Raw genomic sequence first — 25,023 nt, forward strand, 5'->3', positions numbered from 1 at the left:
GGCCGGGTCGGGCAGCCGGACGAGGCGGCGGCCGTGGGCGCGCTCGGCGTCGACGATGCGCAGACAGTCCCCGGCGGTGGTGGCGAGGGGGTTTCTCGCAGAACACCGGCGTGCCGGCCGCGATCGCGTTCAGCACATGCTCGGCGTGGGCGGGGACGGCGGTCCTCGCGGGCAACGACCGCTGCGCCATGGGCGTGTGGATGGCCCTGGCCCGCGGCGGTGTCGACGTCCCACGGGACATGTCGGTCGTCGGCTACGACGACAGCCACCTCTCCCATCTCATGCCGATCGGCCTGACCACCGTCCGCCAGGACGCGGTGCTGATGGCCGAGCACGCGGTGCGATTCGCCGTGGAACGGCTGGAGAACCCGGAACTGGAGCCGCGGGAGGCGGTGCTGGACCCGAAGCTCGTGGTGCGCGGCACCAGCGCGCCACCGCCGCCGCGGGCGGACTGAACACGCCCCGCACAGCCCGGCGGGGGACCGGACACCAGGTCCGGCCCCCCGAGGGCGAAGCGTGAGCGGCCGCGGATCAGCCCGCCACCGGGTAGAGGAGGCAGTCCTCGGGCCGGATCAGCAGATTGATCTCCTGGCCCTCGTGGCGGACGGGGCTCTCGGCGTGGATGTCGAGGTCGCCGACGGCCAGTTGGTACTCGAAGCGGGCGCCCGTGTAGGAACACTGCTTGATCCTCGCCGGAAGCACATTGACGCCGTCGTCGGCCACGTCCGCGCGCTCGGCGAGCGTGATGCGTTCGGAGCGCAGACCGACCGTCGCGCTCTGGCCCGCCCTGACGTCCCGCGTCCGTACGACCTTCAAGTGCCTCCCCGTCGTGCCCAGTTCGACCCGTACGGTCCGGCCCTCCGCCGGAGCCTCGTCGACCCGGCCGTCCAGCAGATTGCACCGTCCGATGAAGCCCGCGACCTCCGGGGTGGCCGGGGTCTCGTAGATCTCGGTCGGGGTGCCCACCTGCTGGAGGCGGCCGTGCATGAACACGGCGATCCGGTCCGACAGTGACATGGCCTCGATCTGGTCGTGGGTGACATAGACCGTGGTGATGCCGACCTCGCGCTGGAGCGCCTTCAGCCACATCCGGGCCTGGTCGCGCATCTTGGCGTCGAGGTTGGACAGTGGCTCGTCGAGCAGGAGCACCCCCGGGGCGTAGACGATGCCGCGCGCGAGGGCGACGCGCTGCTGCTGGCCGCCGGAGAGCTGGTGCGGGTAGCGGTCGCGCAGATGCAGCATGTCGACCTTGTCGAGTGCGTCGTCGATCAGGCGCTTCCGCTCGGCCTTGGAGACCTTGCGCAGCTTCAGCGGCAGGGCCAGGTTCTCGGCGATGGTCATGTGCGGCCACAGCGCGTACGACTGGAAGACCAGCCCCAGGTTGCGCCCCTCCGGCGGCACCGCGGAGCGCGGATCGCCGTCGAAGAAGACGCGGTCGCCGACGCGTATGGTGCCCGACTCGGGGTGCTCCAGGCCGGCCACACAGGCGAGCGTGGTGGACTTGCCACAGCCCGACGGGCCCAGCAGGGTGAAGAACTCGCCGTCGGCGACGGTGAAGTTGATGTCCTCCAGGACGGCGTTGCCGCCGAAGGACTTGGTGAGGTTCTCAACGACCAGCTCAGGCATTGTTCTTCTCCTTCCTGCCCTTGAGCAGGAGTCCGGCGAGGCCGGCGACGACGGCGGTGACGGCTATCTGGAGGGTGGCGAGGGCGGCGACCGAGCCGGTCTCGCCCTGGGTCCACAGGTCGATGGCGGTGGTGCCGATGACCTGGGACTCGGCTCCCGCGAGGAACATGGCGGGCGCGTACTCGCGGATCATCTGGGTCCAGATGAGCAGGAAGGAGGCGAGCATCGCGGGCACCAGGAGGCGCAGCAGGATCCGGGAGACGGTGCGCCACCAGTCGGCTCCGGCGACCCGGGCGGCGTTGTCGAGCTCGCCGCCCAGCTGCATGGTCGCCGGCGAGATGGCCCCGTACGCCGACGGCAGCGCCCGGACACCGAAGGCGATGACCAGCGCGAGGAGCGTGCCGCGGACCGCGTCCCCGCCGGGCAGCCAGGCGAAGGCCCAGAAGAAGCCGATGCCGATGATCAGGCCGGGCACCGCGTGCGGGGACTGCGCGGTGGTCTCCAGCAGCCGGGCCAGGCGGAAGTCCGAGCGGCGGGCCACCAGGACCACGAGCGTGCCGAACACGGTCACGGCGACCGCGCCGATGAAGGCCACGGTGATGCTGTTGGTGATCGACTCGGTGTAGGGCGCGTAGGAGAAGATCAGCCGGAAGTTGTCGAGGGTCAGCAGGTCCAGCGGGTTCACCAGCGGGGTGAGCAGCGAGGTGAACGCGCGCAGGATCAGCGCGACCATCGGCAGCAGGGCGCCGAAGACGATGTACACGCCCACGAAGGCGAAGCCCGCCCACTTCCAGCCGCCGAGGTCGAGGAGGTTCGAGCGGGTCGCCTTGCCGCGCACCGAGACGAACCGCTGGGCCTGCTTCAGCAGCCGCGCTTGGAAGACGACCAGGCCCACGGTGGTCACCAGCATGAAGGTGGACGCCGCGCCGAGAAGGCCGTAGTCCGGGCTGAGGGCGTCGATGCCCTGCTCGTAGAGGAAGCTGGAGAAGAGGGTGATCTCCGAGGGCTCACCGAGGATCAGCGGGATGGACAGGGTCTCGACCGCCGTGCCGAAGATCAGCAGCCCGGCGTAGAGCACCGGCGGCCGCAGCATGGGGATGACGATGGACCGCAGGATGCGCATCGGTCCCGCGCCCACGGTGCGGGCCGCGTTCTCCAGCGAGGTGTCCGACGCGGCCAGGGCGTTGGCGCAGAAGAGATAGGCGACGGGGACCTGGGCGACGGCCTCGACGAAGGCCATGCCGGGCAGCGTGTAGAGGTTCCACGGCACCCAGCCCATGCCCTGGCGCAGCGCGGTCGTCAGAAAGCCGGCCGGGCCGTAGACGACGATCCAGCCGAAGGCCAGGACGAGCGGGGAGATGTAGATCGGCCAGCGCAGCACCTGTCCGATCAGCCGGGCGGCGGGGAATTTCGTCCGCTCCAGCAGGATCGCCATGGGGATGGCTATCGCGAGGGCGAACACCGTGGTCAGGACGGCGAAGAGCAGCGTGTTGAGAATGATCGTGCCGAACTCCGCCTCGGTGAACAGACGGGCGTAGTTCGACAGGGTGAAGGCGCCGCCCGCGGCGTACAGCGGCTGGTTGCGGACCGACTGGTAGAGGATCGGGACGACCGGGGCGAGGACGAGCGCGGCGGTGACGAGGAACGTCAGCCAGTGGATGGTGACTTCGCGGCCGGCGCCGAACAGGCGCCGGTAGTGAGGTGTGCCCAGCTCGCCCGCCCGCAGGGTGCGGTGCGGGGCGGGCGCCGGGGTTGTCTGGGTGGCCATGGCGACTCCGGACGAGGGTGACGAGGACGACGGGGACGACGGGGACGACGAGGAGGAGAGAGGAGGGAGGAGGGCGGTGGGTGAGCGGCGGGCGGGTCAGCCCATGGCCTTCTCCCAGCGCGCGAGGTACGTGTCCTGGGTCTCCTCCGGCACCTCGGTGTAGCGGTAGAGGTGCACGCGGTCGGCGCCGACCTTGCGCCGGATGTCCTGCAGGCTGTCGGTGTCGTCCTGCTCCACACCCTCCCGGTACGGCGTCAGGCCCCCCTTGGCCACCGCGGCCTGGCCCTCCGCGGAGAGCAGGAAGTCGACGAAGAGGCGGGCGGCGTTGGCGTGCGGCGCCGTCCTGACGATCGACGCCGCGCGGGGGACGACGACGGTCCCTTCGGTGCAGTACGACCAGCCGAGCAGGCCACCGCTGCCCTCGGCGGCCGGCACGGCCACACCGCCGCTGAGGTTGAACGAGGCGTCGTACTCGCCCGAGACGACCTTCTCCACGAGCGTGCCCGACGAGTGGTCCGCCCGGGCGAAGGGCAGGATGCGGGCGAAGGTGTCCCAGCCGTCCGCGACCGTGCTGGTGTAGCCCTGGTTGGTGGAGTAGCCGTAGGCGTTGCTGGGGTCGTATACGCCGAATTTGCCGCGGAAGCGGGACGGCTCGGCCTCGGCGATCTCCGCCAGGGAGACGAGACCCTTGGGGTACTGGGACGCGTCGAGGGTCTTGCGGTTGTACAGGACGACGACGGGGTCGGTGGAGAACACCCAGACGCCGGGCATCATCTCGCCCCAGTCCGGCAGGTGTCCCTTCTCCGGCGAGGTGTAGTCGGCGGTGACCTTGCGTTTGGCGTAGTCGCCCCAGAGGGGGCCGCCGTTGGACACCAGCAGGTCGGCCGGGGAGCCGCCGGTGGCGGCCTCGCTGTAGTACCGCTCGTAGACGGCGGAGCTGCCCAGGTTGGTGGCCCGGATGTCCGCCAGCCACGGGTAGTGGTCCGTGAAGGCGTCGAAGATCGGCTGCCAGGCGGTCTGCGAGGTGTTCGAGTAGATCAGGAGCTTCTTCTCGCGGCGCGAGGCGTCGACGATCTTCTTGTACGAGGCGGGGTAGTAGCCGGGGTTCGGCTGCGCGGCGGCGTTCGCGTCCGTGGTGCTACAGCCGCCGAGCGTGCCGCCGGTGGCGGTGAGGGCTCCGACGGCGGCGGCGCCGCGCAGAACGCTGCGGCGGGACGGCCTGCGATCGGCTTCCGCTGCGGCGGCTCGGCCGAAACGGGTGGGAAACATGGGGGCTCTTCTCGTGTGGGCGCGACGGCGCTGTCAGCTGCGTCGAGAGCACCGGGACCCCGGCGGCTGATGCGGCCGGTGCGACGGTTCCGGTGCTGCTCCCGTTGGTTTCGATGACGATGACTTCAACCGGTCAACCTGTCAACCATTCAGGCGAGGTTGGTTCGGTGCCGTCCGGAGATTGTGATCTGATTCCCGGGCGGTGGACGCGCGAACTCGGACCTACGGCGTCCGTGTCGCGGAGGGTTACGGTGTCGATCGTGCGCGGCATTCCTGCCGCGCCGGTGAACCACCAGACAGGGGAGGCTGCGGGCATGGCCGGGCTGGCACGGATCGAACGGGAGGAGCCGCAGGCTCCCGCGGTGGAGGTGGCGCGCCGCCTGCTGGACCACCTGCTGACCTCGGGGCAGCTCAGGGCCGGTGACCGGCTGCCGCCGGAGCGGGAGCTCGCGGAGACCTTCGGGGTGGGCCGCTCGGCGGTCCGCGAGGCGCTCAAGTCCCTGTCGCTGCTCGGGCTCCTGGAGATCCGGCAGGGCGACGGCACCTATGTGCGGGGCGCCACTTCGGACCTGTTGCCGCAGGTCCTGGAGTGGGGGCTGATGCTGGGCGACCACACGATGGACGAACTCCTGGAGGCGCGCGCCTGTGTGGAGGTCGACCTCGCGGAACTGGCCGCCCTGCGCAGGACGGACAACGACGTCACCGCCCTGGAGGCCCATCTGGCCCGGATGGCGGCCGAACACGACGACCCCGAGCGCTATCTGGAGGCCGACCTGGCCTTCCACCGGGCGCTGGCCCAGGCCTCGCACAACAGCGCCCTGGCCGGCCTTCAGGCCCGTCTGGAGACGCTGGTGGCCGTGTGGATCCGGCAGAACATCCGCAAGCCGGGGGAGGGGCGGCTCGGCGAGCACGAGGCCGTACTGGAGGCCGTGCGGGCCAAGAACCCCCGTGCCGCGCGGACGGCCATGCACGCCCACATGGACTCGGCGACCCGCCGTCTGCGCGCTCGGCTCGGCGGAGGGCGGTGACTCCAACCGGTTAACCGGTTGATGTCTGGCCCTCATGGTGAGGCAAGGGCGCGGCGGACCACGTACGGCAGGATGCCTCCGTGCCGGAGGTAGGCCAGCTCCTGGCGGGAGAAGATCCGCAGCCGTAGTTCCACGGTGGCGTGGCCTCCCCCGGCTCCCCGCAGACGCAGGGTGACGCGGTTGGTGCCGACGGCCAGGGTGTCGAGCCCGTCGAAGGAGAGCTCCTGCCCGAAGGCGAAGGGGCGGGACGAAGCGTCGTCGCCCTCGGCGAACTCCAGCGGCAGCACGCCCATGCCGATCAGGTTGCTGCGGTGGATACGCTCGTACGACTCGGCGACGACCGCGCGCACCCCCAGCAGCGCCTGGGCCTTGGCCGCCCAGTCCCGGCTGGACCCGGCCCCGTAGTTGCGGCCGGCGACGACGACCAGGTCGTGGCCCGCCTCCCGGTACGTCGGCGCGGCCAGGTGGACGGGCAGGACACGGGCGCCGTCGGCCGTGTACGCGTGGCCGCCGGGCCCCGGCGGCCCGCCGGGGGTGTCCAGCAGCAGGTTGGTGACGGCGGCGTTGGTGAAGGCGCCACGCAGCATGACCTTGTGGTTGCTGCGGCGCGTGGAGTACTGGTTGAGGTCGCGGCGGGCGACCCCGCGCCCGGTGAGCCACTCTCCGGCCGCGCTGCGGGCGGGGATGGCGCCCGCGGGGGAGATGTGGTCGGTCGTGACGTTGTCGCCGAGCCGGAGGAGGACCCTGGCCCGGTCGATCTTCAGCCGGGCCGGTGGGTTCGCGGACAGGTGGGTGAGATGGGGTGGGCGGCGGATGTAGGTCGACCCCGGGTCCCAGGGGAAGCGGGTGCCCCCGGGTGCCTCGATCTCCTGCCAGGCCCGGGTGCCCTGCCGGATGCGCGCGGCGTTGGCGCGGAACATCTCCGGCCGGACGAACCGCGCGACACACGCGGCGACCTCCTCGTCGGAGGGCCACAGGTCCTTGAGATGGACGGGGCGGCCCTCCCGGTCCGTCCCCAGCGGCTCGTGGTCGAAGTCGTGCAGGACCGATCCGGCCAGCGCGTAGGCGACGACCAGCGGCGGGGAGGCGAGGTACGACAGGGAGACGCGCGGGTTGACCCGGCCCGCGAAGTTGCGGTTGCCGGACAGGACGGCCACCGGCTCGACCGCACCGTCCTCGGCGAGGCGCTCCATCGCCGGATGCAGTGGGCCGGAGTTGCCGATGCAGGTCATGCAGCCGAAGCCGACGATATGGAAGCCGGTCTTCTCCAGGGCCGGCAGCAGCCCGGCCTCGCGCAGATACTCCTCGACGACGCGTGAGCCGGGGGAGAGCGAGGTCTTGACCCAGGGCTTGGCGGTCAGCCCCGCCCGGACCGCCCGCTCGGCGAGCAGGCCCGCCTGCACGACGAGGGCCGGGTTGGCGGTGTTGGTGCAGCTGGTGATGGCGGCGATGGCCACCGGGCCGTCGGGCAGGGGTTCGCCGAAGGTATCCGCCTCGGTGGTCGTACGGCCCGCCGCCTGCCGGAACGAGGCCGGGACCCGGGACAGCGGCAGCCGCTGGTGCGGCAGGTTCGGTCCGGCCACGCTGGGCTCGACCGTGCCGAGGTCGAGGTCGAGCACCTGGTCGTAGCGGGGGACGGGGCGGTCGTCGGTGCGCTTGAGTCCCTGGGCGGTGAGGTAGGCGTCGACGAGACGGACGTGTTCCTCCTCCCGGCCGCTCAGCCGCAGATAGGCGGCGGTCTCGTCGTCGTAGGGGAAGAAGACGCAGGTCGCGCCGTACTCAGGGGCCATGTTGGAGACCGCGGCACGTTCGGCCCAGCCCAGCGTGGTGACGCCGTCGCCGCAGAACTCGACGAACTTGTTCACCACGCCCGTGGCGCGCAGCAGTTCGGTGAGGGTCAGGGCGAGGTCGGTGGCGCCGACGCCGGGCCGAAGCCGGCCGGTCAGGCGGACACCGACCACGTCCGGGTAGGGGATGGTGACCGGCTCGCCGAGCATGGCGGCCTGCCCTTCGAGGCCGCCGACTCCCCAGCCGACGACACCCAGGGCATTGATCATCGGGGTGTGGCTGTCGGTGGCGACGAGCACATCGGGGTGCAGCCAGGGCGCGCCGCCGTCCTCCGGGTCCGTCACCCACACCACCCGGGCCAGCGCCTCCATGTTGATCTGGTGGATGATCCCGGTCCCGGGCGGGACCACGCGGAAGTTGCGCACACTGCGCTCGGCCCACTTCACCATCTCGTACCGCTCGCCGTTGCGCCGGAAGTCGATCAGCAGATTGCGCTCGACGGCGTCGGCCCGGCCGTACTCCTCGACGATCACGGAGTGGTCCACGGTCAGGTCCACGGGGATCGACGGCTGGAGCCGTTCGGGATCCCCGCCGAGTTCGGCGACGCTGTCGCGCATGGCCGCGAAGTCGGCCAGGGCCGGCAGACAGGTGGTGTCGTGCAGCATGATCCGGTTCGGATGCACCGGCACCTCGCCGCCTCCGCCCGCGGCGCGGGCCCGCGCCACCACGTCCGGCAGCGCCTGGGGCGACCGTCGCGCGACGTTCTCCAGCAGCACCCGCACCGCGTACGGCAGCGTGTCCAGCTCGCCGGGCGGCAGGATCCGGTCCAGGGGCCGATAGCGATAGGAGCGGCCCTCGACATTGAGCACGGCAGTGCGGTCGGCGTTCATGATCCCCTGCTGGCGTAGACGTGGCGATGTGCCCGGCCATATTGTCTCAAGGTGCTGATTGATACAACTGCTCGGACGCTTCGGCCGCCCGGCACCCCTGCTGGAGCCTCAGCGCTCTCCGTCGATCCCCGTCTTGATCGACCGCACCGTGTCCAGGTGCCTGCTCAGATAGGCGGACGCCGCCTTCAGGTCCCCGCTCTCCACCAGGTCCAGAAGTCTCAGGTGTTCCCGGGCCTGGTTGGTGAGCCGGGAGCGGTCGATCTGGTGGCGGTACTCGATCAGCCGGCGCAGCCGGTTCTGGCGCCGTACGGCATCGAGCAGGAACTGGTTGCCGGAGCAGCCCACCAGCATCTCGTGGAACGAGGCGTTGACCTGGAACAGCTCGGCCCGCGGCAGCAGCAGGATGTCCCCGCGCAGCAGGGCCTCCTGCTGTTGCCGGTGGCGCGCGAAGGCCTCGGCGTCCACGGTGAAACCCGGCTCCAGCAGCGCGGCCGGCTCAATGATCATCCGGAAGCGATAGCTCTGGTCGTGCGCTTCGACGGTGGCCATGACGTGCTGGAACTCCCAGCCCCGGCCGCCCGCCCTGCGCCGCACCAGGTCCTCGCCCTCCATCCGGGACAGCACCCGGTCGGCCTGGCGGGGGGTGAGCCGATAGCGGCGGCCGATGTCGGCCGCGGTGAAGGAGCCGGTGAAGCGGCCGCCGACGTAGTCGTCCGCGATCTCGAAGTAGGCCGACTGCTCCACGTCCTCGCCCTCGCCGAGGTCCGGCCGGGCGAGGGCGCGCGCGTCACGCGTGAGGAAGAAGCCGCGGTTGGGGATCCGGTCGAGGATGCCGACCTCGGCCAGGAAGAGCATCGCCTTGCGCACCGGCGTACGGGAGACGTCCAGCTCGTCCGCCGCCCACTGCTCGGTGACATGGGCGCCCTCTTCGAGGCCGCTGCGACGCATCAGGTCCACCAGTCGGGTGGCCATCGGGGTGGTCAGGTTGGGCCGCGACATCGCTCCTGCGCTCTTCACGTGGTGGGTCTGCGAAACCTCATCCTATGAATCCCGCCGATCTGATGGGGGTGATTGTATCGAAGCGATGTTTGATACAAAAGGGTGTGCGGCCACTACGGCGCTCACTCTCCACTCCCACCCCAGGAGGACCCGATGCCCGCCACTTCCATACCCGCCACCCCGATCCCCACCGCCGACCTCGCCGACCAGTACGGCACTCAACTCCGCGTGTGCGACGTTCAGTTCACCTCGTACGGGGCCGTCCGCTCCTTCTCGGGGCCGATCCGGACCGTCTCCTGCCACGAGGACAACGCCCTGCTGCACGCCCTGCTGCGGGAGCCCGGCGACGGTCATGTCGTGGTCGTCGACGGCCGCGCCTCCCTGCGCAACGCCCTGCTCGGCGACCGCATGGCCAAGCGCGCCCTCGACAACGGCTGGGCGGGCCTCGTGATCCTCGGGGCGGTCCGGGATGTCGCCGCCCTGGCAGGCATGTCCGTCGGTGTGCAGGCCCTCGGCACCAACCCGCGCAAGAGCGGCAAGGCCGGGCAGGGCGAGGTCGATGTCCCGGTGTCCTTCGGTGGTGTCACCTTCGCCACCGGCGACATCCTGCACGCCGATGAGGACGGGGTGGTGCTGCTCCCCGCGGCCGCGCCGGCGAGCTAGGGGGAAGGCGTCGGTCGGTATTTCGAACATGGTTCGCAATACCGCAAGTTGGTGCTAGCTTCGTATTGTCATGTACTGGTACACCGAGGAGGGACGTCCGGTGGAAAGTGGCAGGATGACACGCCGCGCGGTGCTGACCGCGACGGCTGGGATGGCAGCGTTAGGTTCCGGGGTGTTCGCGGGGACAGCCGAGGCCGCGACGGGCGCGACGAAAGCGGCCGCCGCCCCGCCGACCGGGACCGTGCGAGTGTTCTGGCTCAAGCCTTCGGATGTGGCGTTCGACCAGCGGTATCCCGATGGCATCACCCGTGTGATGCAGGAGTCGCAACGCTACTACCGGCAGGAACTCGGCAAGACGTTCAAGCTGAACACCCCGGCCGTGGAGGTGGTCAACGGCGACCACAACCGGGCCTGGTACAAGAACACGCCGAACGGCGACGACCCGTACTGGTGGGTCGTGTTCAACATGCACCAGGAGCTGCTGCGCAAGTTGTCCCTCCAGGCCCCGGACTCGCGCTGGCTGTGCGTCGGCGAGATCAGCGCCGAGGCCCAGGGCGTCTCCGGTGGCGGCGGTGGCGGCGGCTGGGTGATCCTCAGCGGCCACGACGCCGACGGTGCCGCCGGGACCAACGGCAATATGAACCGGTGGTACGGCGGCATGGTGCACGAGCTGGGCCATGCCTTCGGTCTGCCCGACTCCACGTCCACCGATGGCACACCGATGTCCGCTTCGTTCTACGACTACCCGAACTGTCACTTCAGCCAGGCCCAGAAGAACGGGATCCTGAACGGCCCGTACGGCAGCTTCCTGTCCTGAGCCCTCGCCCGCACGGTGGCCGTGGTGTGCCGCAGGTCGTGCCCGCCGATCCGCGGCACACCGGCGCGCCGGGCAGGATCGGGCGCTGGGGCATGGTCAGCCGTCGGCGCGGACGAAAACCGGCTTGAGGTGTTTCTCCGGCAGCGCGTCGGGGAGCTGTTCCCAGTCGAGGACGTGGGAGACGACCCGTGCGGGGTCGACCGTGCCGGAGCGGGCGAGTTCGAGGGCGTCGGGGATGTGGTTGCGGACGTTGTCCCGGGCGATGCGCATCGTGACGCCGGTGAGGTACATGTCCAGCAGGGGAAGCTCGCCGGGGCGGAAGTGGTTGCCCGCCGACTCGCAGATGCCCTCCGGGGCGAGGGACTTGACGGCCAGGGCGAGCTGGTCGACGCGGCCCGTGGCCTCGACCGCGATGTCGAATCCGTGCCGGACGGGCTCGAGGGTCTCGGCGGTGGCGGCGCCGTAGCCGCGGGCGATCTCGCGGTGCCCGGGGTCGGGGTCGACGTACAGGACCTCGGAGGCGCCGAGCGCTCGGGCGATGTCGCACACGTACAGGCCGATGCTGCCGCGGGCGACGACCAGGACGCGCGCCCCCGGCCTGTCCTTGAGGTGGGGGGCGACCAGGCGCCACGACAGGGACCAGTTGTCGCCGGCCGAGGCCATGGCGACCGGGTCGAGGTCGGCGGGCAGGGGGACGAGCATGGAGTCCGCCCATGGCACACGGACCAGGTCGGAGAAGAGGCCACCCCAGCTGCCGCCGATCGGCGCGCCGTACATGGCCATGTGCGGTACGGCCGTGCAGTGCGCGGTCAGCCCGGCGCGGCAGTGGTCGCAGGTGCCGCAGTTGAGGGACCAGGGGACGACCACCAGGTCGCCGGGCGCCACGGTGGTGACGGCGTCGCCGGTCTCGACGACCCGGGCCACGCATTCGTGGCCGAGGGCGAAGGGCGGGTCCACGAAGCCGTGTCCGGCCAGAATGGCTGAGTCGACATCGCAGCTGGTGGCGGCCACCGGGGCGACGATCGCCTCCTGGTCGGATCGCAGCTCGGGGTCGGGCGCCTCGCGCCATTCGACGGTGTGCCGGGCGACGTAGGTCAGTTCACGCATCGGCCCGCTGCTCCTTCGCGAGCGCCACCAGGTCGGCGTAGCGGATGACGGAGCCGCCCGCGCCCCAGGTGCCGTCGGGCTGCTCGTGCACCAGCACCCACACGCGCAGGGCGTCGCCCGGGTCGGCCGGGGAGAGCCCGGCGGCCGCGAGCACGGTCCTGGTGGCGTCCTCGACCAGGCCGGCCTTGCGCCGCTCGGACAGCGCCCCCTGCGGAACCGTCACCTCCACGAGGAACCGGGGCGCGTCGTCCTCGGCGGTGGTCTGCGCCCCCTCGGGCAGCTCGACGAGGTAGCTCCACGCCTGGGCGCGGAAGAACGCGGTGTCGGGCGCCCCCTCCCAGCGCAGCAGGACGGTGGCCAGGTCGCGCTGAACGGTCCCGCGGCCCTCCTCGGTCAGGGAACCGGGCGGGGCGGTGAGCCGGATCATCGGCATGGCGAAGTCTCCCTATCGTGCCGTACGCAAGTTCTATGACAGTCGTTATAGGCGGGGGCCACGCTAGACTATGACAAGCGTTATATCCAGAGGGGAGCTCGGCCTTGGCCAAATCCAGCGCGCCGTCGCGCGAGCGCATCGTGGCCGGTGCGGCGGACATGATCAGCAGGCGCGGTCTGAGCGCCACCAGCATCCGGGAGCTGGCCAAACACGCCAAGGCGCCGCTTGGCTCGACCTACCACTACTTCCCCGAGGGCAAGCAGCAACTGGCCACCGAGGCGGTGCGGTACGCGGGCGAGGCGGTCGCCCGCATCGTGCGCAAGGAACTGGACGCCGGCCCGGCCGCCGGACTGCGCGCCTTCCTGGCCCTGTGGCGTGGCATCGTCGTGGAGAGCGACTTCCGCGCCGGCTGTCCGGTGCTCGCCGTCTCCGTCGAGGAGCCGGCGGCGGACGGTGAGATCCCCCCGTCCCTCGTCGCCGCGGCCGAGGCGTTCGAGTCCTGGGAGCAGCTGCTCGCCGAAGCCCTGCGGAAGCACGGCGCCGCCCCCGACCAGGCTCCGGGCCTCGCGGCCCTCATCGTGGCCTCCGTCGAGGGCGCCATCGCCATGTGCCGCGCCAAGCGGAGCATGCAGCCCCTGGACCGCGTGGCGCAGCAACTCGAAGCGCTGATCGTCAGCGCCCTCGACCACCCGGCCTGACTATGCGCGCAGTTTCCGATCGCAGATGGTCCAGGGGTAGAAGCCCATGGCGGACGCCTTGGTGTTGAAGTCCTTCACCGTGCCGGCCCTCGCGACGGCCTGCTGTTGGAGCTGCCCGTAGCGGATTCCGTCGATGGCGTAGGCAGGGGCGTAGCCGGGCTGGGCGAGGAAGGTGAAGCACTCGCCGAACAGGAACTCCTCGGTCAGGCCGGTCTGTTCGCCGGCCTGGTCGAGGAAGTCCACGAAGGTGCGCCACCCCATGTTGACCTCGACGTCGCACATCGCCCGCAGGTGGCGCACCACACGCCAGATGTAGGTCTCGAACTGGGCGGCGCGGATCGCCTGGGACTGTTCGGCGGTGGTCTGCCCGTACAGATTCAGGTAGTCGCGCTGTCTGCCGGTGAGGCCGGAGTGTCCGACGATGTCGGCCGCCGCGTGCGAGAAGTCCCACTCGCGCCAGAACGCCTGCCCCTCCGTGAGGGGCACCTGCATCGGCCCGGCGAGGTTGAGCAGGGGCGAGCCGGCGCGCTGGGCCGAGAGCACGAAGTTGATGCCGTGCGAGTACTCGTGGACCACGACGTTGAGCATCGTGAGCAGCGCGCTGGTCTTGTCCTCGGTGTAGTAGAGACACGACTGCGGTTTGTCCGTCAGGAAGTCGACCGCGATGTCCTGCCCGCCCGTGATCATCGGCTCCAGGTAGTGCGGCGTCGGGCTCAGCTTGAGTCCTGCGGGGACCTCGACGAGATACGCGTCGGCGAAGTTCGCGCAGATCTTCGCGGCGTCCTTGACGCGGATCGTGCCCAGCGGCCACTTGCGGCCGACTTCGGCCCACACGTCGCCGACGGAGGAGCCGCGCGGCAGCTTCAGCAGGGACGCGAGCTCGGCGGCCAGGGCCTTCACGATGGTCAGGTCCTGCTCGAGCCAGGTGGTCGCGGTCGTGTCCAGGTCCGCGGCGCTGGGGACGAAGTCGTACAGGTCGGCGACGAGCTGAGGGTATCCCTCGGTGTACGTGGGCGCGCCGGTGTGCTCCCGCAGAGCGTGGATCACGGTCGGGACATCGTCCGCGTCGAGCCCCTTGATCGAGCCGTCCACCGTCTGCTTGAAGTGGTCCAGTTTCTTCAGGACGGTGTCGATCTTCGCCGAGTGGTTTTTTTTGAGGATCCGCATCGTGGCTTCGCAGTAGGCGGCCGCGGTGAGGCACTGCCTACGGTGAGTGACGTCGAGCGGGATCTTGGTCAGCCGCTCCGTCTCGAAGTCGATCTTCTTGGCGGCGCTGTCGAGGAAGCCGGGAAGCCACTTCCTGGGGTCGGGGCGACCGAACGCCTTTCCGGTGAGGAGATCGATGTAGAAGGCCCCGTCGCCACAGTCCTGGACCGCCACGCCGGGCTGTGGCCAGGCGAGCTGCGTGGCGAGCAGGGTCAGCTGCCGGTCGGCGGTCGTGCGCAGGTCGGCGTCGGAGATCTCCGGCAGGCGCTTGCGGAGGGCGCCGATCTTGTCATTGGCGTCGTGCACCGCATCCGTGGTGGGGATGAACAGGTGGGCGATGTCCTTGTTCTGTGGCCATCCGGAGGTGTACCCGGCGACCGGGAAGAGCTGCGCCCACTGGTCCGTGATGTCGCTCTCGAGCTTGGTGGCTTTCACGGTTGCTCCTTCGGTGCGCCGACGACAGAGCGGTCCGGGTAGGGGTAGTTGGGGAGCTTGTCGCTCCACCGTGCCGACTGCCACGTGGCGAGGGTGCTGTCGACCAGCTTGTCGGTCGTCCACTTCGTCGGGAGATCGTTCTGGGCGAGCAGTACGTACGGGGCGCAGGCGAGCGCGGAGCCCACCTCGCCGGGCGCGGCGTACACGGCTCGGCTGACGGCGAACATCTTCGAGTAGGCCTTCTTGCGGTAGTCCGCTCCGCACATTTGGACGCTTTTCGCCACAGCCCACTCGTGCTTCAGCAGCAGGTCCCTGACCTGGTCGCCCGTGGGGAACACCGTCTTCGTTCCGTTCGTCTCGTACGGACGCGCGGGGAATTCGCCGCAGTCCTCGATGAACAGGTTGCTCTCCGTGGGGTCGTCCGCGATGGCGATCGCGATGAAGGCCCAGGCGTAGGAGGGTCCGCGTACGGTGATGCTCTTGTTGGCGCAGATGACATGGGCTCCGGGGAGGGGCGGGTGCCGTGGGACGTCAACGGTGCCGAAGAGCCGATAGGTCGCGTCGAGCAGGGGCGTGGCGTCGTAGACGTCCAGGGATTTGCTGCCGCCCCCATTGGCGGGAACGGTGAAGACCGGAGTCTTGGGGAGTTCCGCCTCCGCGAGGTGGTATCCCCAGAGGGCGCCGTTCAGCCCGCAGAACGAGGAGGCGGTGCCCATGTTGATCTGGCTGATGTTGGCGTCGGTCGCCTCGCATCGGTCGTAGGACACGATGTTCTCGGTGCCCTCGTCCAGGATGTCGGCCTCGTCGATCTTCACCGTGCCCACGGAGAGCTTCATCGTCGCGATGTATCCGGTGCCCTGTGAGGAGGGTGTGGGTGCCGGGTTGGTGCCCACGGGGTTGAGGTAGCCCATGGCGTACTCCTCCATGGGACCTATGGCGTTCCGCACCACGGACTTGATGTCGCCGGGAGTCGGGTTGTTCGGCATGTCGTTTCCCTTTCCAGCTCGGGTTCTCGACGCTGTCGTTCACCGCTTCGGGGGGAAGGTGGCCCACTGCCGGGTGGGCCGGTCGTGCAACCAGCCCGTCAACCACTCGTACTGCGGGTGTGTCGTCAGGAAGTCCTTGGCGTCGAAGGGGAGGCCGCAGGAGTTGCCCCAGCGGGCCTGGAACGTCATGTTCGCCGCCATGTCGCTGTCCATGACCTTCCCGTCGTTGGCCCCGTGGGGATAGAAGGGCTCCCGGCCGTGGTTGCCGGCATGGCCGTCATCGAGGTCGAGATGTCCGCAGATCGACCGTGAACCGGGGCGGATGGCGTTGTCGCAGTAGACGTCGTGGTGATCCGCGATCACCTTCTGCGCCTGCTCGGCGGTCATCCGCACGGAGTTGCCGAGCAGCTGGTCGAAGCGCACGCGCCGGGCCCCGTTGCCGCGGAGGTCGGAGTAGGCGCCGGGGTCGGAGGTCTCCTGATTGCGCACCCTGAGGTTCGAGGCGACGTTGTAGCAGGCGAAGTATCCGTCGGTGCGTTCCTCGGAGCCGTGACAGGCCGAGCCCACATCGATGCGCGCGATCCTCTTCTTCGCGCTCCTGGCCTCTCCGACGAGCCATGTGTTCGCGTAGCCCCCGTTGTTGCCGTCGAGCATCCGCTGTTGCCACGTTTCGATGCTGTCGCCGTACTGGGCGGCCTTTCGGGAACGCTGGAACTCGGGGGTTTTGCCCTTGAGGAAGTGTCCGGTGAAGCTTCCGATGGTCGCTTCGCAGATCATCAGCCCCGCGTCGGTCACCACCCAGTCCGCGCCGCTGGTGATGTAGCCGGGGGCCGCTTGCATCAGCACGCGATGTCCCTTGCCCGCCGGGGGGACGATGTCGAGGATGATGTTGTAACACTCGGCGATGGCGTAACGGTCCCAGGTGTTGTGCGCCATCACGATCTTCCCGCCGTCGCTGGCCGCGCCCGTGGTGGCGAAGGCGCTGCACCGCCCCGGGGAGCTTCTGACGCGCGTGCCGACGGCCGTGTCCTGCGGTGGATCCAGCGGCCACCATGTCCCGACCAGTTCGTTGTACGCGTTCCAGGCGATCAGCACCTCTTCGGTGATGGGGACCTTTCGCCTGGGGGTGAACGCGGCCTTTCCACCGGTGGCGCCCTTGACGATGCCCCTGATCTCGTCCAGGTATTCCTCGTCGAGGGGGCCGAACGCCTCCCCGACCAGACCGGCGAAGTACTTCAGGTTCTCACCGGTGTCCCACTCGGCCATGAAATCGCCGACGTCGAGAGCGTCTCGCAGTTCCTTGGCGAGTGCTTTTCCGTGCTGTTCGCCGCGGTGTCTCGCGTCTCCTTCGAGACGAAGGTAGATCCAGCCCTCTTCCGGCACCGGCTCGCCCGGCGGCACAACCTTGTCGTCCATGGGATATCGCCCATTCACGAGACATTGTGTGTGTCGCCCCCGGGTCGGCCGCCTCCCCGCCCGCGCCCCCACCGGTGGCCAAACCCCCGCATATCACCATAGGGCAACTCGCGAGCCATCGCGCGGCGCGGGCCGGCTGCCCGGCCGCGGCCGACGCCGACGGTGTCGTGGTGGGGGAGTCGCCGTCCTCACTCATCGCTTGCCCCGCGTGGCGGGAGGCGGTTACAGCAGGTGTAGCGTGAACCGGAGTCGGCCGGTCCGTCCGGCGAAGTCGTGTCCTGACGGGGGACCTTCCACCATGCGCCACCTCTCTCGCGCCGCCGCGTTCGGCGCGCTCGCCGCCTCCGCCCTCCTCGCCCTCTCGGCCTGCTCCAGCGGCGGGTCGGGCGACGCGTCGTCCTCCACCGAGGGGAAGAGCGGGGAGAAGAGCGCGAGCAGCAGTGGTTCTCCGAGCGCGAAGGCCACGTCGTCGTCGCCGTCCGCCGCGGCGGACGGCTCGGCCGGCGGAACCGGTGCCGGCCAGACCGTCACGTCCAAGGTCGAGGTGAGCATCAAGTCGTGTCAGCTGCGCGACGCGTCCAAGCTGTACGCGATCGTCCAGCTCGACAACGTGAAGGGCGCGGCGGACTACGCCTACACCGTCAAGGTCCGCTTTCTGAACTCCGCGCACCCCGACAAGGCGGTCTACGCCACCCTCGCCAACCAGCCCGTCCAGGCCGGAGCCATGAAGAGCGCACTCGCGTCCGCCGCCTGGAAGGGCGGCTCCGCCGCGATGCCGCAGACCTGCGAGGTGGCCAAGGCGACCAAGGTGGAGACGGCCGGCTGAGGCAGCTCCCGGCCCGGCGGCGTGGGCATCGGCGAAAGGCGAACCCGCGCGGCGGCAGCAGCTCACTCAGCGTGGCGGGGCGACCGGGGCAGTTGGATGGTGCGGTGCCGCGCGGTCGCCTCGGCCAGAGGGGTGGTCAGCCGGCTGCCGCCGGTGCGGTGGCGGGGAGGTGGGCGGCCGACCGCTCGTGCTCGTCGGGGGCCAGGGGCGGGACGTCTTTGCCGTCGAGGACGGCCTTGGCGCGCTCCAGGTCGAAGGCTCCTTCCCACTTGGCGATGAAGATGGTGGCGACGGCGTTGCCGAGGACGGTGGTGAGGATGCGACCCTCGTTGAGGAAGCGGTCGATGCCGACGATCAGGGCGAGGGCCGCCATCGGGACGTGGCCGATGATGCTGACGCTGCCGGCGAGGACCACGAAGGCGCCGCCCGGGACGCCGGCCGCTCCCTTGCTGGTGATCATCATGATGCCGAGCATCGCCAGCTGCTCGCCGAGGGACATGTGGATGTCGAGGGCCTGGGCCAGGAAGAGCGAGCTCATCGTCAGATAGATGGCGGTGCCGTCGAGGTTGAAGGAGTAGCCGGCCGGGAGGGTGAGGCCGACGACCGGGCGGGCGGCGCCCAGGTTCGTCATCTTGTCGACCATGCGCGGCAGTACGGCCTCGCTGGAGCAGGTCGCCAGGATGATCATGAGCTCTTCCTTGAGGTAGCGACAGAGCTTGAAGAGGTTGAGGCCGGTGTAGCGCAGCAGACCGCCGAAGACGACCAGGATGAAGAGCAGGCAGGTCACGGAGAAGATCGCGATCAGGATCAGCAGCTGGTGCAGGGTGCCGATGCCGTACTTGCCCACCGTCAGCGCCAGGCCGCCGAAGGCGCCGAGCGGGGCCGTGCGCATGACCCAGCCGACGACCTTGAAGACGACCTTGGAGAGGTTCTCCACACCGCGCAACAGGCCCGCGGCGGGCTCGCCGACGGCCTTGACGCCGATGCCGAACAGCACCGAGACCAGCATGACCGGGAGGATCTCGCCCTCGGTGAAGGCGGAGAACATCGTGGCCGGGATGATCGACAGGATGAAGTCCGGCAGGTTCAGATGGGCGGTGGCAGCGCCCTCGGGCAGGTCCTCGGTGCTCAGCGACGAGGCGTCGATGTGCATGCCGGCGCCCGGCTGGAAGACATTGCCGATGACCAGACCGACCACCATGCACAGACCGGTCAGGGCGATGAAGTAGACCAGTGACTTGGCGCCGACCCGGCCGACCCGGCCGATGCTGTCGACCTTGCCCACGCCCAGGACGACGGTGCAGAAGAGCACCGGCGCCACGATCATCTTCATCAGGGCGACGAAGCCGTCACTGAACGGCTGCATCTGTTCGGCGGTGCCCGGCCACACCGCGCCGACGACGATGCCTGCCGCCATGCCGATGAGAACCTGGACCCACAACTGGCGCAACCAGTACGTCATCTTTCATCTCCTTCGGAGGCTGGAAATCCATCTCTGTATACAGAGCTGTATTCGACTCTGTATAGCCCTCTGTGGACATCTCTTGGAAACATCCGCACCTCGATCGGAGCGTGCGGATTCGGGCATGCGAAGGTCCCGCCTGCCGCATACGGGCAGGCGGGGCCTCGGGGTGGTGCCCAGGTCAGGGAGGGGTCAGGAGGCGACCCAGTAGGCGCGGGTGTTGGTGAACTCGCGGATGCCGGCGCCCGCCAGTTCGCGTCCATAACCGCTGCGCTTCGTACCGCCGAAGGGCAGCCGCGGGTCGGAGGCGACCACGGCGTTGACGAACGCCGCCCCGCTCGTGACGCGGCGGGCCAGTGCGACGCCGCGCCCGGTGTCGGCCGTCCAGACGCTCAGGCCCAGGCCGAAGGAGGTGGCATCGGCCAGCCGTGCGGCGTCGTCGTCATCACGGGCGACGGCCAGGGCGGCCAGCGGGCCGAAGGTCTCCTCGTCGAAGGCCGCCATGCCCGGGCCGGTGTCCGTCAGGACGGTGGGCTGGAAGAAACAGCCCTCGCCGGGCAGAGGCTTTCCGCCAGTGAGGAGACGCGCGCCCGCTGCCACCGATTCCTCGACCTGGCGGGCGATCGCCTCGCGCAGATCGCCGCGGGCGAGTGGGCCGACCTGCGTGGAGCGGTCGTGTGGGTCGCCGATCCGCAACCGCTCGACACCTGCGACGAACGCCGTGGTGAAGGCGTCCATGACCGCCTCGGCCACGATGAACCGCTTGGCGCACACACAGCTCTGGCCGGAGTTGGCGAAGCGCGCCCGCACCGCGGCCGCCGCGGCCGCCTCGACGTCGGCGTCGTCGAGGACCACGAAGGCGTCCGAACCGCCCAGCTCCAGCACGGACTTCTTCGCCGCCCGCCCGGCCGCCGCGCCGACCGCGGCCCCGGCCCGGTTGCTGCCGGTGAGGGTGACCGCGGCGATGCGGTCGTCCTCGATGAGCCGTGAGGTGGTGTCGGGGACGTCGGCGTCCGCGATGACCAGGGTGGTCACCAGGTGTTCGGGGAAGCCGGCTTCGACGATGAGGTCCTGTAGGGCGAGCGCGCCGCCGGTGACGTTGGAGGCGTGTTTGAGCAGCACTCCGTTGCCCGCCACCAGGGACGGGATGGCGAAGCGCATCACCTGCCAGACGGGGAAGTTCCACGGCATGACCGCCAGGACCAGGCCGGCGGGTTCGTACGCCACCCAGGCCTCGGCACCGTCGACGGCCACGTGTTCGTCGGCGAGGATGCCGGGCCCCCGCTCGGCGTAGTACTCGGCGGTCAGGGCGGACTTCTCGACCTCGGCCTCCGCCTCCCCGACGGGCTTGCCCATCTCCGTGACAGTCAGGTGGGCGAGCCGGTCCTTGTGTTCGCGCAGGGTACGGGCCAGGTGGGCGACGCGTGCGGCCCGCTCGGCGACCGGGACCAGGGCCCAGGCGCGCGAGGCGGCATGGGCACGCTCCACGGCGGCCTCGATCCGTGCGGTGTCCCAGGTGTCGTACGAGGCCAGCGGCTGTCCGGTGGCGGGGTTGACCGTCCGTATGGCGGCGCTCATGAGGTGGGGGCACCGCCCTTGTCGCTCGCGGAGAGATGCTCGAAGGTCTCGCCGGTGGCGGTGATGGTGCGGGTGACGTCCCGGCCGCCGTAGACCCAGTAGATCCGCATGACGCCCGCGCCGCGGTTGAAGAACCGGTGCGGGACGCCGGCCGGGACCCAGGTGGCCTGGCCGACCTCCAGGTCGAAGAGGTCGCCGTCGATCTCCGCGGTCGCCTCGCCTTCGAGGATCAGGACGGACTCCTCGACGTTGTGGCTGTGCAGGGGCAGGCCGGTGCCCGGCTGGAAGACGGTCTGGCCGGTGGTGATGACGGCCGCCTCCGAGTTCCACTTGCCGACGTACGGGACGGTGGCCACCCCGCCGCCGCGGTCGAAGCGTTCGACCTCGTCGGGGTGGATGAGCAGATTCGGTTCCGCGGGGCGGTTGGCGCACATGGCGGCGGCTCCGTTCAGGAGTGGTGGAACAGACGGCGGGAGAGCGTGTTGACCTGGCTGCCGGGGACGACGTACTTTGCCGCCGCCTCGCGCCAGACCTTGTAGTGCGGCGCGGCGCGATGGGCCTCGACGGCCGCCTCGTCCTCGTAGATCTCGTGGAAGACGAAGTGGTGGTCGTCGGCCAGGTCGCAGACGACGTCGAAGTAGTGGCAGCCGGGCTCATCGGTGAAGGAGCGCTCGGCGTTCTCCTCGATGGCCTTGAGGAATGCGTCACGGCAGCCCGGGGCGACCTGGAGGGAGACGGTCAGCGCGATCATGCGGGGAGCTCCTGGCGGGTGATGGGAAGGGGCAGGGGTACGGCGGTGGCCTTGGCGATGTGCGCGAGTGAGGCCCAGGTGTCGTCGACGAGCGTGATGCCCTCGGTGCGCAGACGCGCGGCGGTGCGGACCTCCGGCTCGCCGGGGACCAGGATCTCGGCCGTGCCCGGGGCGGTGGGGGTGGACTTGGTCTCCTCGATCAGGGCCTCCACCCGCGCCTCGAACAGGGCCGGGTCGGCCATCGAGCGGACGTCCACGCAGATCAGCAGGTGGCCGACGCCGCTGCGGCCGGAGGGGTGGTACGGGCCGACGACCGCAGAGCCGAAGGCGCTGCCGGTCAGCACACCCGCCAGCACATCGAACATGAAGGAGATGGCGTAGCCCTTGTGGCCGGCCATGGGCAGGATCAGGCCCTCGACGGCGCGGCGCGGGTCGGTGGTCGGCACGCCGTCCGCGTCGGCCGCCCAGCCCTCCGGGATCGGCACGCCGCGCTCCCTGGCGTAGTAGATCTTGCCGCGCGCGGCCGCGGTGTTGGCGATGTCCATCACGACCGTGCCGTGGCGGCCGCCGGGGGCCGCGATCGACCACGGGTTGGTGCCGACCCGCTTCTCCCGGCCGCCCCAGGGCGCCATCGCCGGGCTGGCGTTGGTGACCAGCAGTGCCACGCAGCCACGCTCGGCGGCCTTGCGGGTGTAGTACGCGGCGGTGCCGAAGTGGCCGGAGTCGCGGACCGCTACCGCGCTGATGCCATGTCGGCGGGCCCGCTCGACGCCCCAGCCCACCGCACGGTCGGTGATCACCTGCCCGAGGCCGTCGTGGCCGTCGACGACGAGGACGGCGCCGTTGTCGCTCACGATCTCGGGGGCGGTCACGGCGGCCGTCGCCCCGCTCTCGATACGCCTGAGGTACCAGGGCAGGCGCAGCATCCCGTGCGACGGGTGTCCCCACAGCTCCGCGGTCACCAGGGTGTCCGCGAGCAGACGGGCGTCCGCGGGCGGGACGCCATGGGCTTCGGTGGTGGCGGCGGCGAACCCCAGCAGGTCGGCGGCGCCGACGGTATGCGGCATTGGACAGCCCCTCGCGTAGATCGTAGAGCCGAGCATGTATCCACTCCTGTATACATCACTTGGCTCAAGGAAACCACAGGGCCGGAGAGCGCGGGCCCGGGCGAGTGGGCCCGGGGGGTAGGGCCCGGGGCGTGGGGCCCGGGCGTGGGGCCGGGGGCGTGGGGTCAGCCCACCACGTCCAGCTGAACGTCCGTGCCGAGCGCCAGGTCCTGGCCGGTGAGGCTGTCGATGAGCGCCTGGAGGGTCTGCGCGAGGTGGTGCCGGCACGCCGCCTCCGCCGCCTGGGCGTCCCCCCGCGTGATCGCCTTCAGCATCGCGCGGTGCTCGTCCAGCGAGGTCAGCATGCGGCGCGGGCCGCTGTGCGAGAGATGGCGCAGGCGCACGGTCTCGCTGCGCAGGTCGCGGATCGTGCGGGCCAGGTACTGGTTGCGGCAGGCCGCGATGACCGACTGGTCGAAGTCCTCGGTGATCTCGTAGAACTCCTGGTACGAGCGCGCCTGCGCGGCCGCGTCCCGCGCGCGGAAGGACTCGTCGAACTCCTCCAGTCGCTCCAGCAGCTCACGGAACGGGAGCAGCGCGCGCTCGTCGGCCGCGCCCGCCGTCGCGACCGACAAGGCGGCCCGGGGCTCCAGCAGCATCCGGAACTCGAACAGGGCGCGGACGCCGCCCAGCGAGATCGGGGCGACCCGGGCCACCTCGCCCGGCACGAAGTCCACCAGCCCCTCCCGGGCCAGCCGTCGGATGGCCTCCCGCACGGGCGTCCGCGAGGCCCCCAGTTCCTCACCCAGCTGGACCTCGCCGAGCTTGGTCCCGGGCCGCAGCCGCAGCGACTCGATGTCGCTCTTCAGCCGCTCATAGACCGCTTCGCTCTTGCCAGTCGCCCGGGTCATGGAACTCCTCGTCGATACCAACCAGTCTGTATACAGACTAGTGTGCCACTAGCCCCCGGTGGTGGCGGTGGGGGTGAAGGTGACGGGCAGCGACTCCAGGGAGCGGTACCAGAAGGGGTCCGCCCACCTCAGCTCGTCGGGGGCGACCGCCAGCGTCAGGTCCGGCACGCGGTCCAACAGCACCTCGATCGCCGTCTCCGCGATGATCCTGGCCGTCTCGGGGCCGCCCACCGGGCAGCCGTACTCGCCGACGCTGAAGGCGACATGGGAGTGGTTCCCGCCGTAGCCGACGGGGGCGGCGGGCCACAGCAGCGGGTCGGCGTTGGCCGCGGCCAGGCCGAGGACGACGAGGTCGCCGGTGCGGATGAGCCGGCCACCGAGGGCGGTGTCGCGGGTGGCGTACCGCCCGATGAGGTTCTGGACCGGGGAGTCCGCCCACAGCACCTCGTTCATGGCCTCGCCGGTGCTGCGGCGGTTGCCCGTCAGAGACGCGGCGAAGCGGGCGTCGGTGAGCATCAGCCGGAGGGTGTTGCCGATCCAGTACGCGGTGGTCGGCAGCGCCGCCGCCATCAGCAACATCATGTCCGCGACATGCTGCTCCTCGGTGAGGTCCGGGGTGCTCAGGATGAACCGCGAGGTGAAGTCGGGGCCCGGCGCCTCGCGCTTGGCCCTCACCAGCTCCGCCACATGGGCGGCGGCCCGCTGCTGGCCGGCGATGGCGTCCTCGCCGGAGACGAACGAGCTGGTCAGCCCCTCCGCCAGGGCCGCCAGCCCGGCCTCGTCGTCGGAGAGGCCGAACACCTCGGCCATGGCGAGGGCGGGCACCGAGTGGATGTAGTCGAACACCAGGTCCGCCTTGCCGATCGTGGCGAACTTGTCGATCAGCTGGTCGGCGAACCTCTCACAGCTCCCGCGCAGCATGAAGGGGTCGATCGTGGCAAGGACATCGCTGACGGCCGTCGCGCGCCGGTGGTGCTCCTCGCCCTCGGTGAAGGACATCATCGGGCTGTACGCCACCCACGGCATGAGGGGCCAGTCCGGCGGCACGCTGTCCCAGCCGTTCCAGCGGCGCGGGTCCCGGCCGAAGGTCTCGACGTCGGACAGCACTTGGCGTATCTCGCGGTAGCCGAGGACGAACCAGGCGGTGATGTCGCCTTCGAGCAGCACGGGGGCGACCTGTCCGTGGTCGCGCCGTATCCGCTGGTAGGTCTCGGTCGGCTGCCGCCGGAAATCCGGCCCGTACAGCTGTGGGGCGTGGGCGGGGCAGCCCGGGGGAGGCGTTTGGGCGTCCTGGGGGTTCGTCACTGCGTCGACTTCCTC

At 70.3% G+C, this 25,023-nt stretch carries 23 protein-coding genes and 1 pseudogene; 6 read left to right on the top strand and 18 right to left on the bottom strand.

Features of this window, described 5'->3' with window-relative positions; all coding sequences use genetic code 11:
* Nucleotides 1-12: 12 nt before the first annotated feature.
* Nucleotides 13-154, bottom strand: a pseudogene (locus ABTY62_RS01580) (Gfo/Idh/MocA family oxidoreductase); the annotation flags it as partial.
* Between ABTY62_RS01580 and ABTY62_RS01585 the strand changes: the two are divergent.
* Nucleotides 111-455, top strand: a complete 345-nt coding sequence (locus tag ABTY62_RS01585) for a substrate-binding domain-containing protein (protein WP_502997382.1) — start codon at nt 111-113, stop codon at nt 453-455. The pseudogene ABTY62_RS01580 and the gene ABTY62_RS01585 overlap by 44 nt on opposite strands.
* A gap of 76 nt (nt 456-531) precedes the next feature.
* On the opposite strand, the gene ABTY62_RS01590 is transcribed toward ABTY62_RS01585, so the two are convergent.
* The 3 genes from ABTY62_RS01590 to ABTY62_RS01600 form a co-directional block, all read right to left on the bottom strand.
* A complete protein-coding gene (locus tag ABTY62_RS01590; RefSeq protein WP_352127299.1) occupies nt 532-1,626 on the bottom strand; it encodes an ABC transporter ATP-binding protein in 1,095 nt (364 codons plus the stop codon).
* A complete protein-coding gene (locus ABTY62_RS01595; protein ID WP_352127300.1) occupies nt 1,619-3,394 on the bottom strand; it encodes an ABC transporter permease in 1,776 nt (591 codons plus the stop codon). Before ABTY62_RS01595 ends, ABTY62_RS01590 begins: the two co-directional genes overlap by 8 nt.
* Nucleotides 3,395-3,490: 96 nt before the next feature.
* Nucleotides 3,491-4,663: an ABC transporter substrate-binding protein gene (locus ABTY62_RS01600; protein ID WP_352127301.1), complete on the bottom strand. Its 1,173-nt coding sequence runs from the start codon at nt 4,661-4,663 to the stop codon at nt 3,491-3,493.
* Between the two features lie 260 nt (nt 4,664-4,923).
* Here ABTY62_RS01600 and ABTY62_RS01605 point away from each other — a divergent pair, with 260 nt between their 5' ends.
* The gene (locus tag ABTY62_RS01605; RefSeq protein WP_352127302.1) at nt 4,924-5,691 is read left to right on the top strand and encodes a FadR/GntR family transcriptional regulator; all 768 of its coding nucleotides are present in this window, start codon (nt 4,924-4,926) and stop codon (nt 5,689-5,691) included.
* A 32-nt stretch (nt 5,692-5,723) separates the two neighbouring features.
* Here the strand turns inward: ABTY62_RS01605 and acnA are convergent, their stop codons facing one another.
* Nucleotides 5,724-8,369 carry an aconitate hydratase AcnA gene (gene acnA / locus ABTY62_RS01610; protein WP_352127303.1) on the bottom strand — a complete coding sequence of 882 codons (2,646 nt, stop codon included), beginning with the start codon at nt 8,367-8,369 and terminating at the stop codon, nt 5,724-5,726.
* Nucleotides 8,370-8,477: 108 nt separating this feature from the next.
* Entirely contained in the window at nt 8,478-9,368 is an 891-nt protein-coding gene (locus tag ABTY62_RS01615) for a GntR family transcriptional regulator (RefSeq protein ID WP_352127304.1), read from the bottom strand.
* Nucleotides 9,369-9,521: 153 nt separating this feature from the next.
* Between ABTY62_RS01615 and rraA the strand changes: the two genes are divergently transcribed.
* Nucleotides 9,522-10,031: a ribonuclease E activity regulator RraA gene (gene rraA, locus ABTY62_RS01620; RefSeq protein ID WP_352127305.1), complete on the top strand. Its 510-nt coding sequence runs from the start codon at nt 9,522-9,524 to the stop codon at nt 10,029-10,031.
* A 115-nt stretch (nt 10,032-10,146) separates the two neighbouring features.
* Nucleotides 10,147-10,848, top strand: coding sequence for a hypothetical protein (locus ABTY62_RS01625; RefSeq protein WP_352127306.1), 702 nt, complete (start codon nt 10,147-10,149; stop codon nt 10,846-10,848).
* Between the two features lie 96 nt (nt 10,849-10,944).
* On the opposite strand, the gene ABTY62_RS01630 is transcribed toward ABTY62_RS01625, so the two are convergent.
* Together ABTY62_RS01630 and ABTY62_RS01635 are read right to left on the bottom strand one after the other, a co-directional pair.
* Nucleotides 10,945-11,955, bottom strand: a complete 1,011-nt coding sequence (locus tag ABTY62_RS01630) for a zinc-dependent alcohol dehydrogenase (RefSeq protein WP_352127307.1) — start codon at nt 11,953-11,955, stop codon at nt 10,945-10,947.
* Nucleotides 11,948-12,388 (bottom strand): tautomerase family protein, encoded by a 441-nt coding sequence (locus ABTY62_RS01635; protein ID WP_352127308.1) that lies wholly within the window; start codon nt 12,386-12,388, stop codon nt 11,948-11,950. The genes ABTY62_RS01630 and ABTY62_RS01635 overlap by 8 nt, the downstream gene beginning before the upstream one ends.
* A gap of 104 nt (nt 12,389-12,492) precedes the next feature.
* Here ABTY62_RS01635 and ABTY62_RS01640 point away from each other — a divergent pair, with 104 nt between their 5' ends.
* A complete protein-coding gene (locus ABTY62_RS01640; RefSeq protein WP_352127309.1) occupies nt 12,493-13,086 on the top strand; it encodes a TetR/AcrR family transcriptional regulator in 594 nt (197 codons plus the stop codon).
* Here the strand turns inward: ABTY62_RS01640 and ABTY62_RS01645 are convergent, their stop codons facing one another.
* Genes ABTY62_RS01645 through ABTY62_RS01655 form a run of 3 tightly spaced genes read right to left on the bottom strand, consistent with a single transcriptional unit; the run spans nt 13,087 to nt 17,129 of the window.
* Entirely contained in the window at nt 13,087-14,727 is a 1,641-nt protein-coding gene (locus ABTY62_RS01645; RefSeq protein ID WP_352127310.1) for a hypothetical protein, read from the bottom strand.
* Nucleotides 14,724-15,713, bottom strand: a complete 990-nt coding sequence (locus ABTY62_RS01650; protein ID WP_352127311.1) for a histidine decarboxylase, pyruvoyl type — start codon at nt 15,711-15,713, stop codon at nt 14,724-14,726. The genes ABTY62_RS01645 and ABTY62_RS01650 overlap by 4 nt, the downstream gene beginning before the upstream one ends.
* A gap of 39 nt (nt 15,714-15,752) precedes the next feature.
* On the bottom strand, nt 15,753-17,129 hold the full coding sequence (locus ABTY62_RS01655) for a C45 family autoproteolytic acyltransferase/hydrolase (RefSeq protein WP_352127312.1): 1,377 nt from the start codon (nt 17,127-17,129) through the stop codon (nt 15,753-15,755).
* A 298-nt stretch (nt 17,130-17,427) separates the two neighbouring features.
* Between ABTY62_RS01655 and ABTY62_RS01660 the strand changes: the two genes are divergently transcribed.
* On the top strand, nt 17,428-17,955 hold the full coding sequence (locus ABTY62_RS01660; RefSeq protein WP_352127313.1) for a hypothetical protein: 528 nt from the start codon (nt 17,428-17,430) through the stop codon (nt 17,953-17,955).
* Nucleotides 17,956-18,091: 136 nt separating this feature from the next.
* Here the strand turns inward: ABTY62_RS01660 and dctA are convergent, their stop codons facing one another.
* The 7 genes from dctA to ABTY62_RS01695 all read right to left on the bottom strand — a co-directional run bounded on the left by dctA (nt 18,092) and on the right by ABTY62_RS01695 (nt 25,008).
* Entirely contained in the window at nt 18,092-19,417 is a 1,326-nt protein-coding gene (gene dctA, locus ABTY62_RS01665; RefSeq protein ID WP_352127314.1) for a C4-dicarboxylate transporter DctA, read from the bottom strand.
* Nucleotides 19,418-19,609: 192 nt separating this feature from the next.
* Nucleotides 19,610-20,995, bottom strand: coding sequence for an aldehyde dehydrogenase family protein (locus ABTY62_RS01670; protein ID WP_352127315.1), 1,386 nt, complete (start codon nt 20,993-20,995; stop codon nt 19,610-19,612).
* A complete protein-coding gene (locus tag ABTY62_RS01675) occupies nt 20,992-21,429 on the bottom strand; it encodes a cupin domain-containing protein (RefSeq protein WP_352127316.1) in 438 nt (145 codons plus the stop codon). The genes ABTY62_RS01670 and ABTY62_RS01675 overlap by 4 nt, the downstream gene beginning before the upstream one ends.
* 14 nt (nt 21,430-21,443) lie before the next feature.
* Nucleotides 21,444-21,746, bottom strand: coding sequence for a putative quinol monooxygenase (locus ABTY62_RS01680; protein WP_352127317.1), 303 nt, complete (start codon nt 21,744-21,746; stop codon nt 21,444-21,446).
* Nucleotides 21,743-22,813, bottom strand: coding sequence for an Ldh family oxidoreductase (locus ABTY62_RS01685; protein WP_352127318.1), 1,071 nt, complete (start codon nt 22,811-22,813; stop codon nt 21,743-21,745). Before ABTY62_RS01685 ends, ABTY62_RS01680 begins: the two co-directional genes overlap by 4 nt.
* 164 nt (nt 22,814-22,977) lie before the next feature.
* Nucleotides 22,978-23,703, bottom strand: coding sequence for a GntR family transcriptional regulator (locus tag ABTY62_RS01690; protein WP_352127319.1), 726 nt, complete (start codon nt 23,701-23,703; stop codon nt 22,978-22,980).
* Nucleotides 23,704-23,751: 48 nt separating this feature from the next.
* Nucleotides 23,752-25,008, bottom strand: coding sequence for a cytochrome P450 (locus ABTY62_RS01695; protein ID WP_352127320.1), 1,257 nt, complete (start codon nt 25,006-25,008; stop codon nt 23,752-23,754).
* Between the last annotated feature and the right edge of the window lie 15 nt (nt 25,009-25,023).

This window comes from Streptomyces sp. NPDC097640 (assembly GCF_040302705.1).
Classification (GTDB): domain Bacteria; phylum Actinomycetota; class Actinomycetes; order Streptomycetales; family Streptomycetaceae; genus Streptomyces.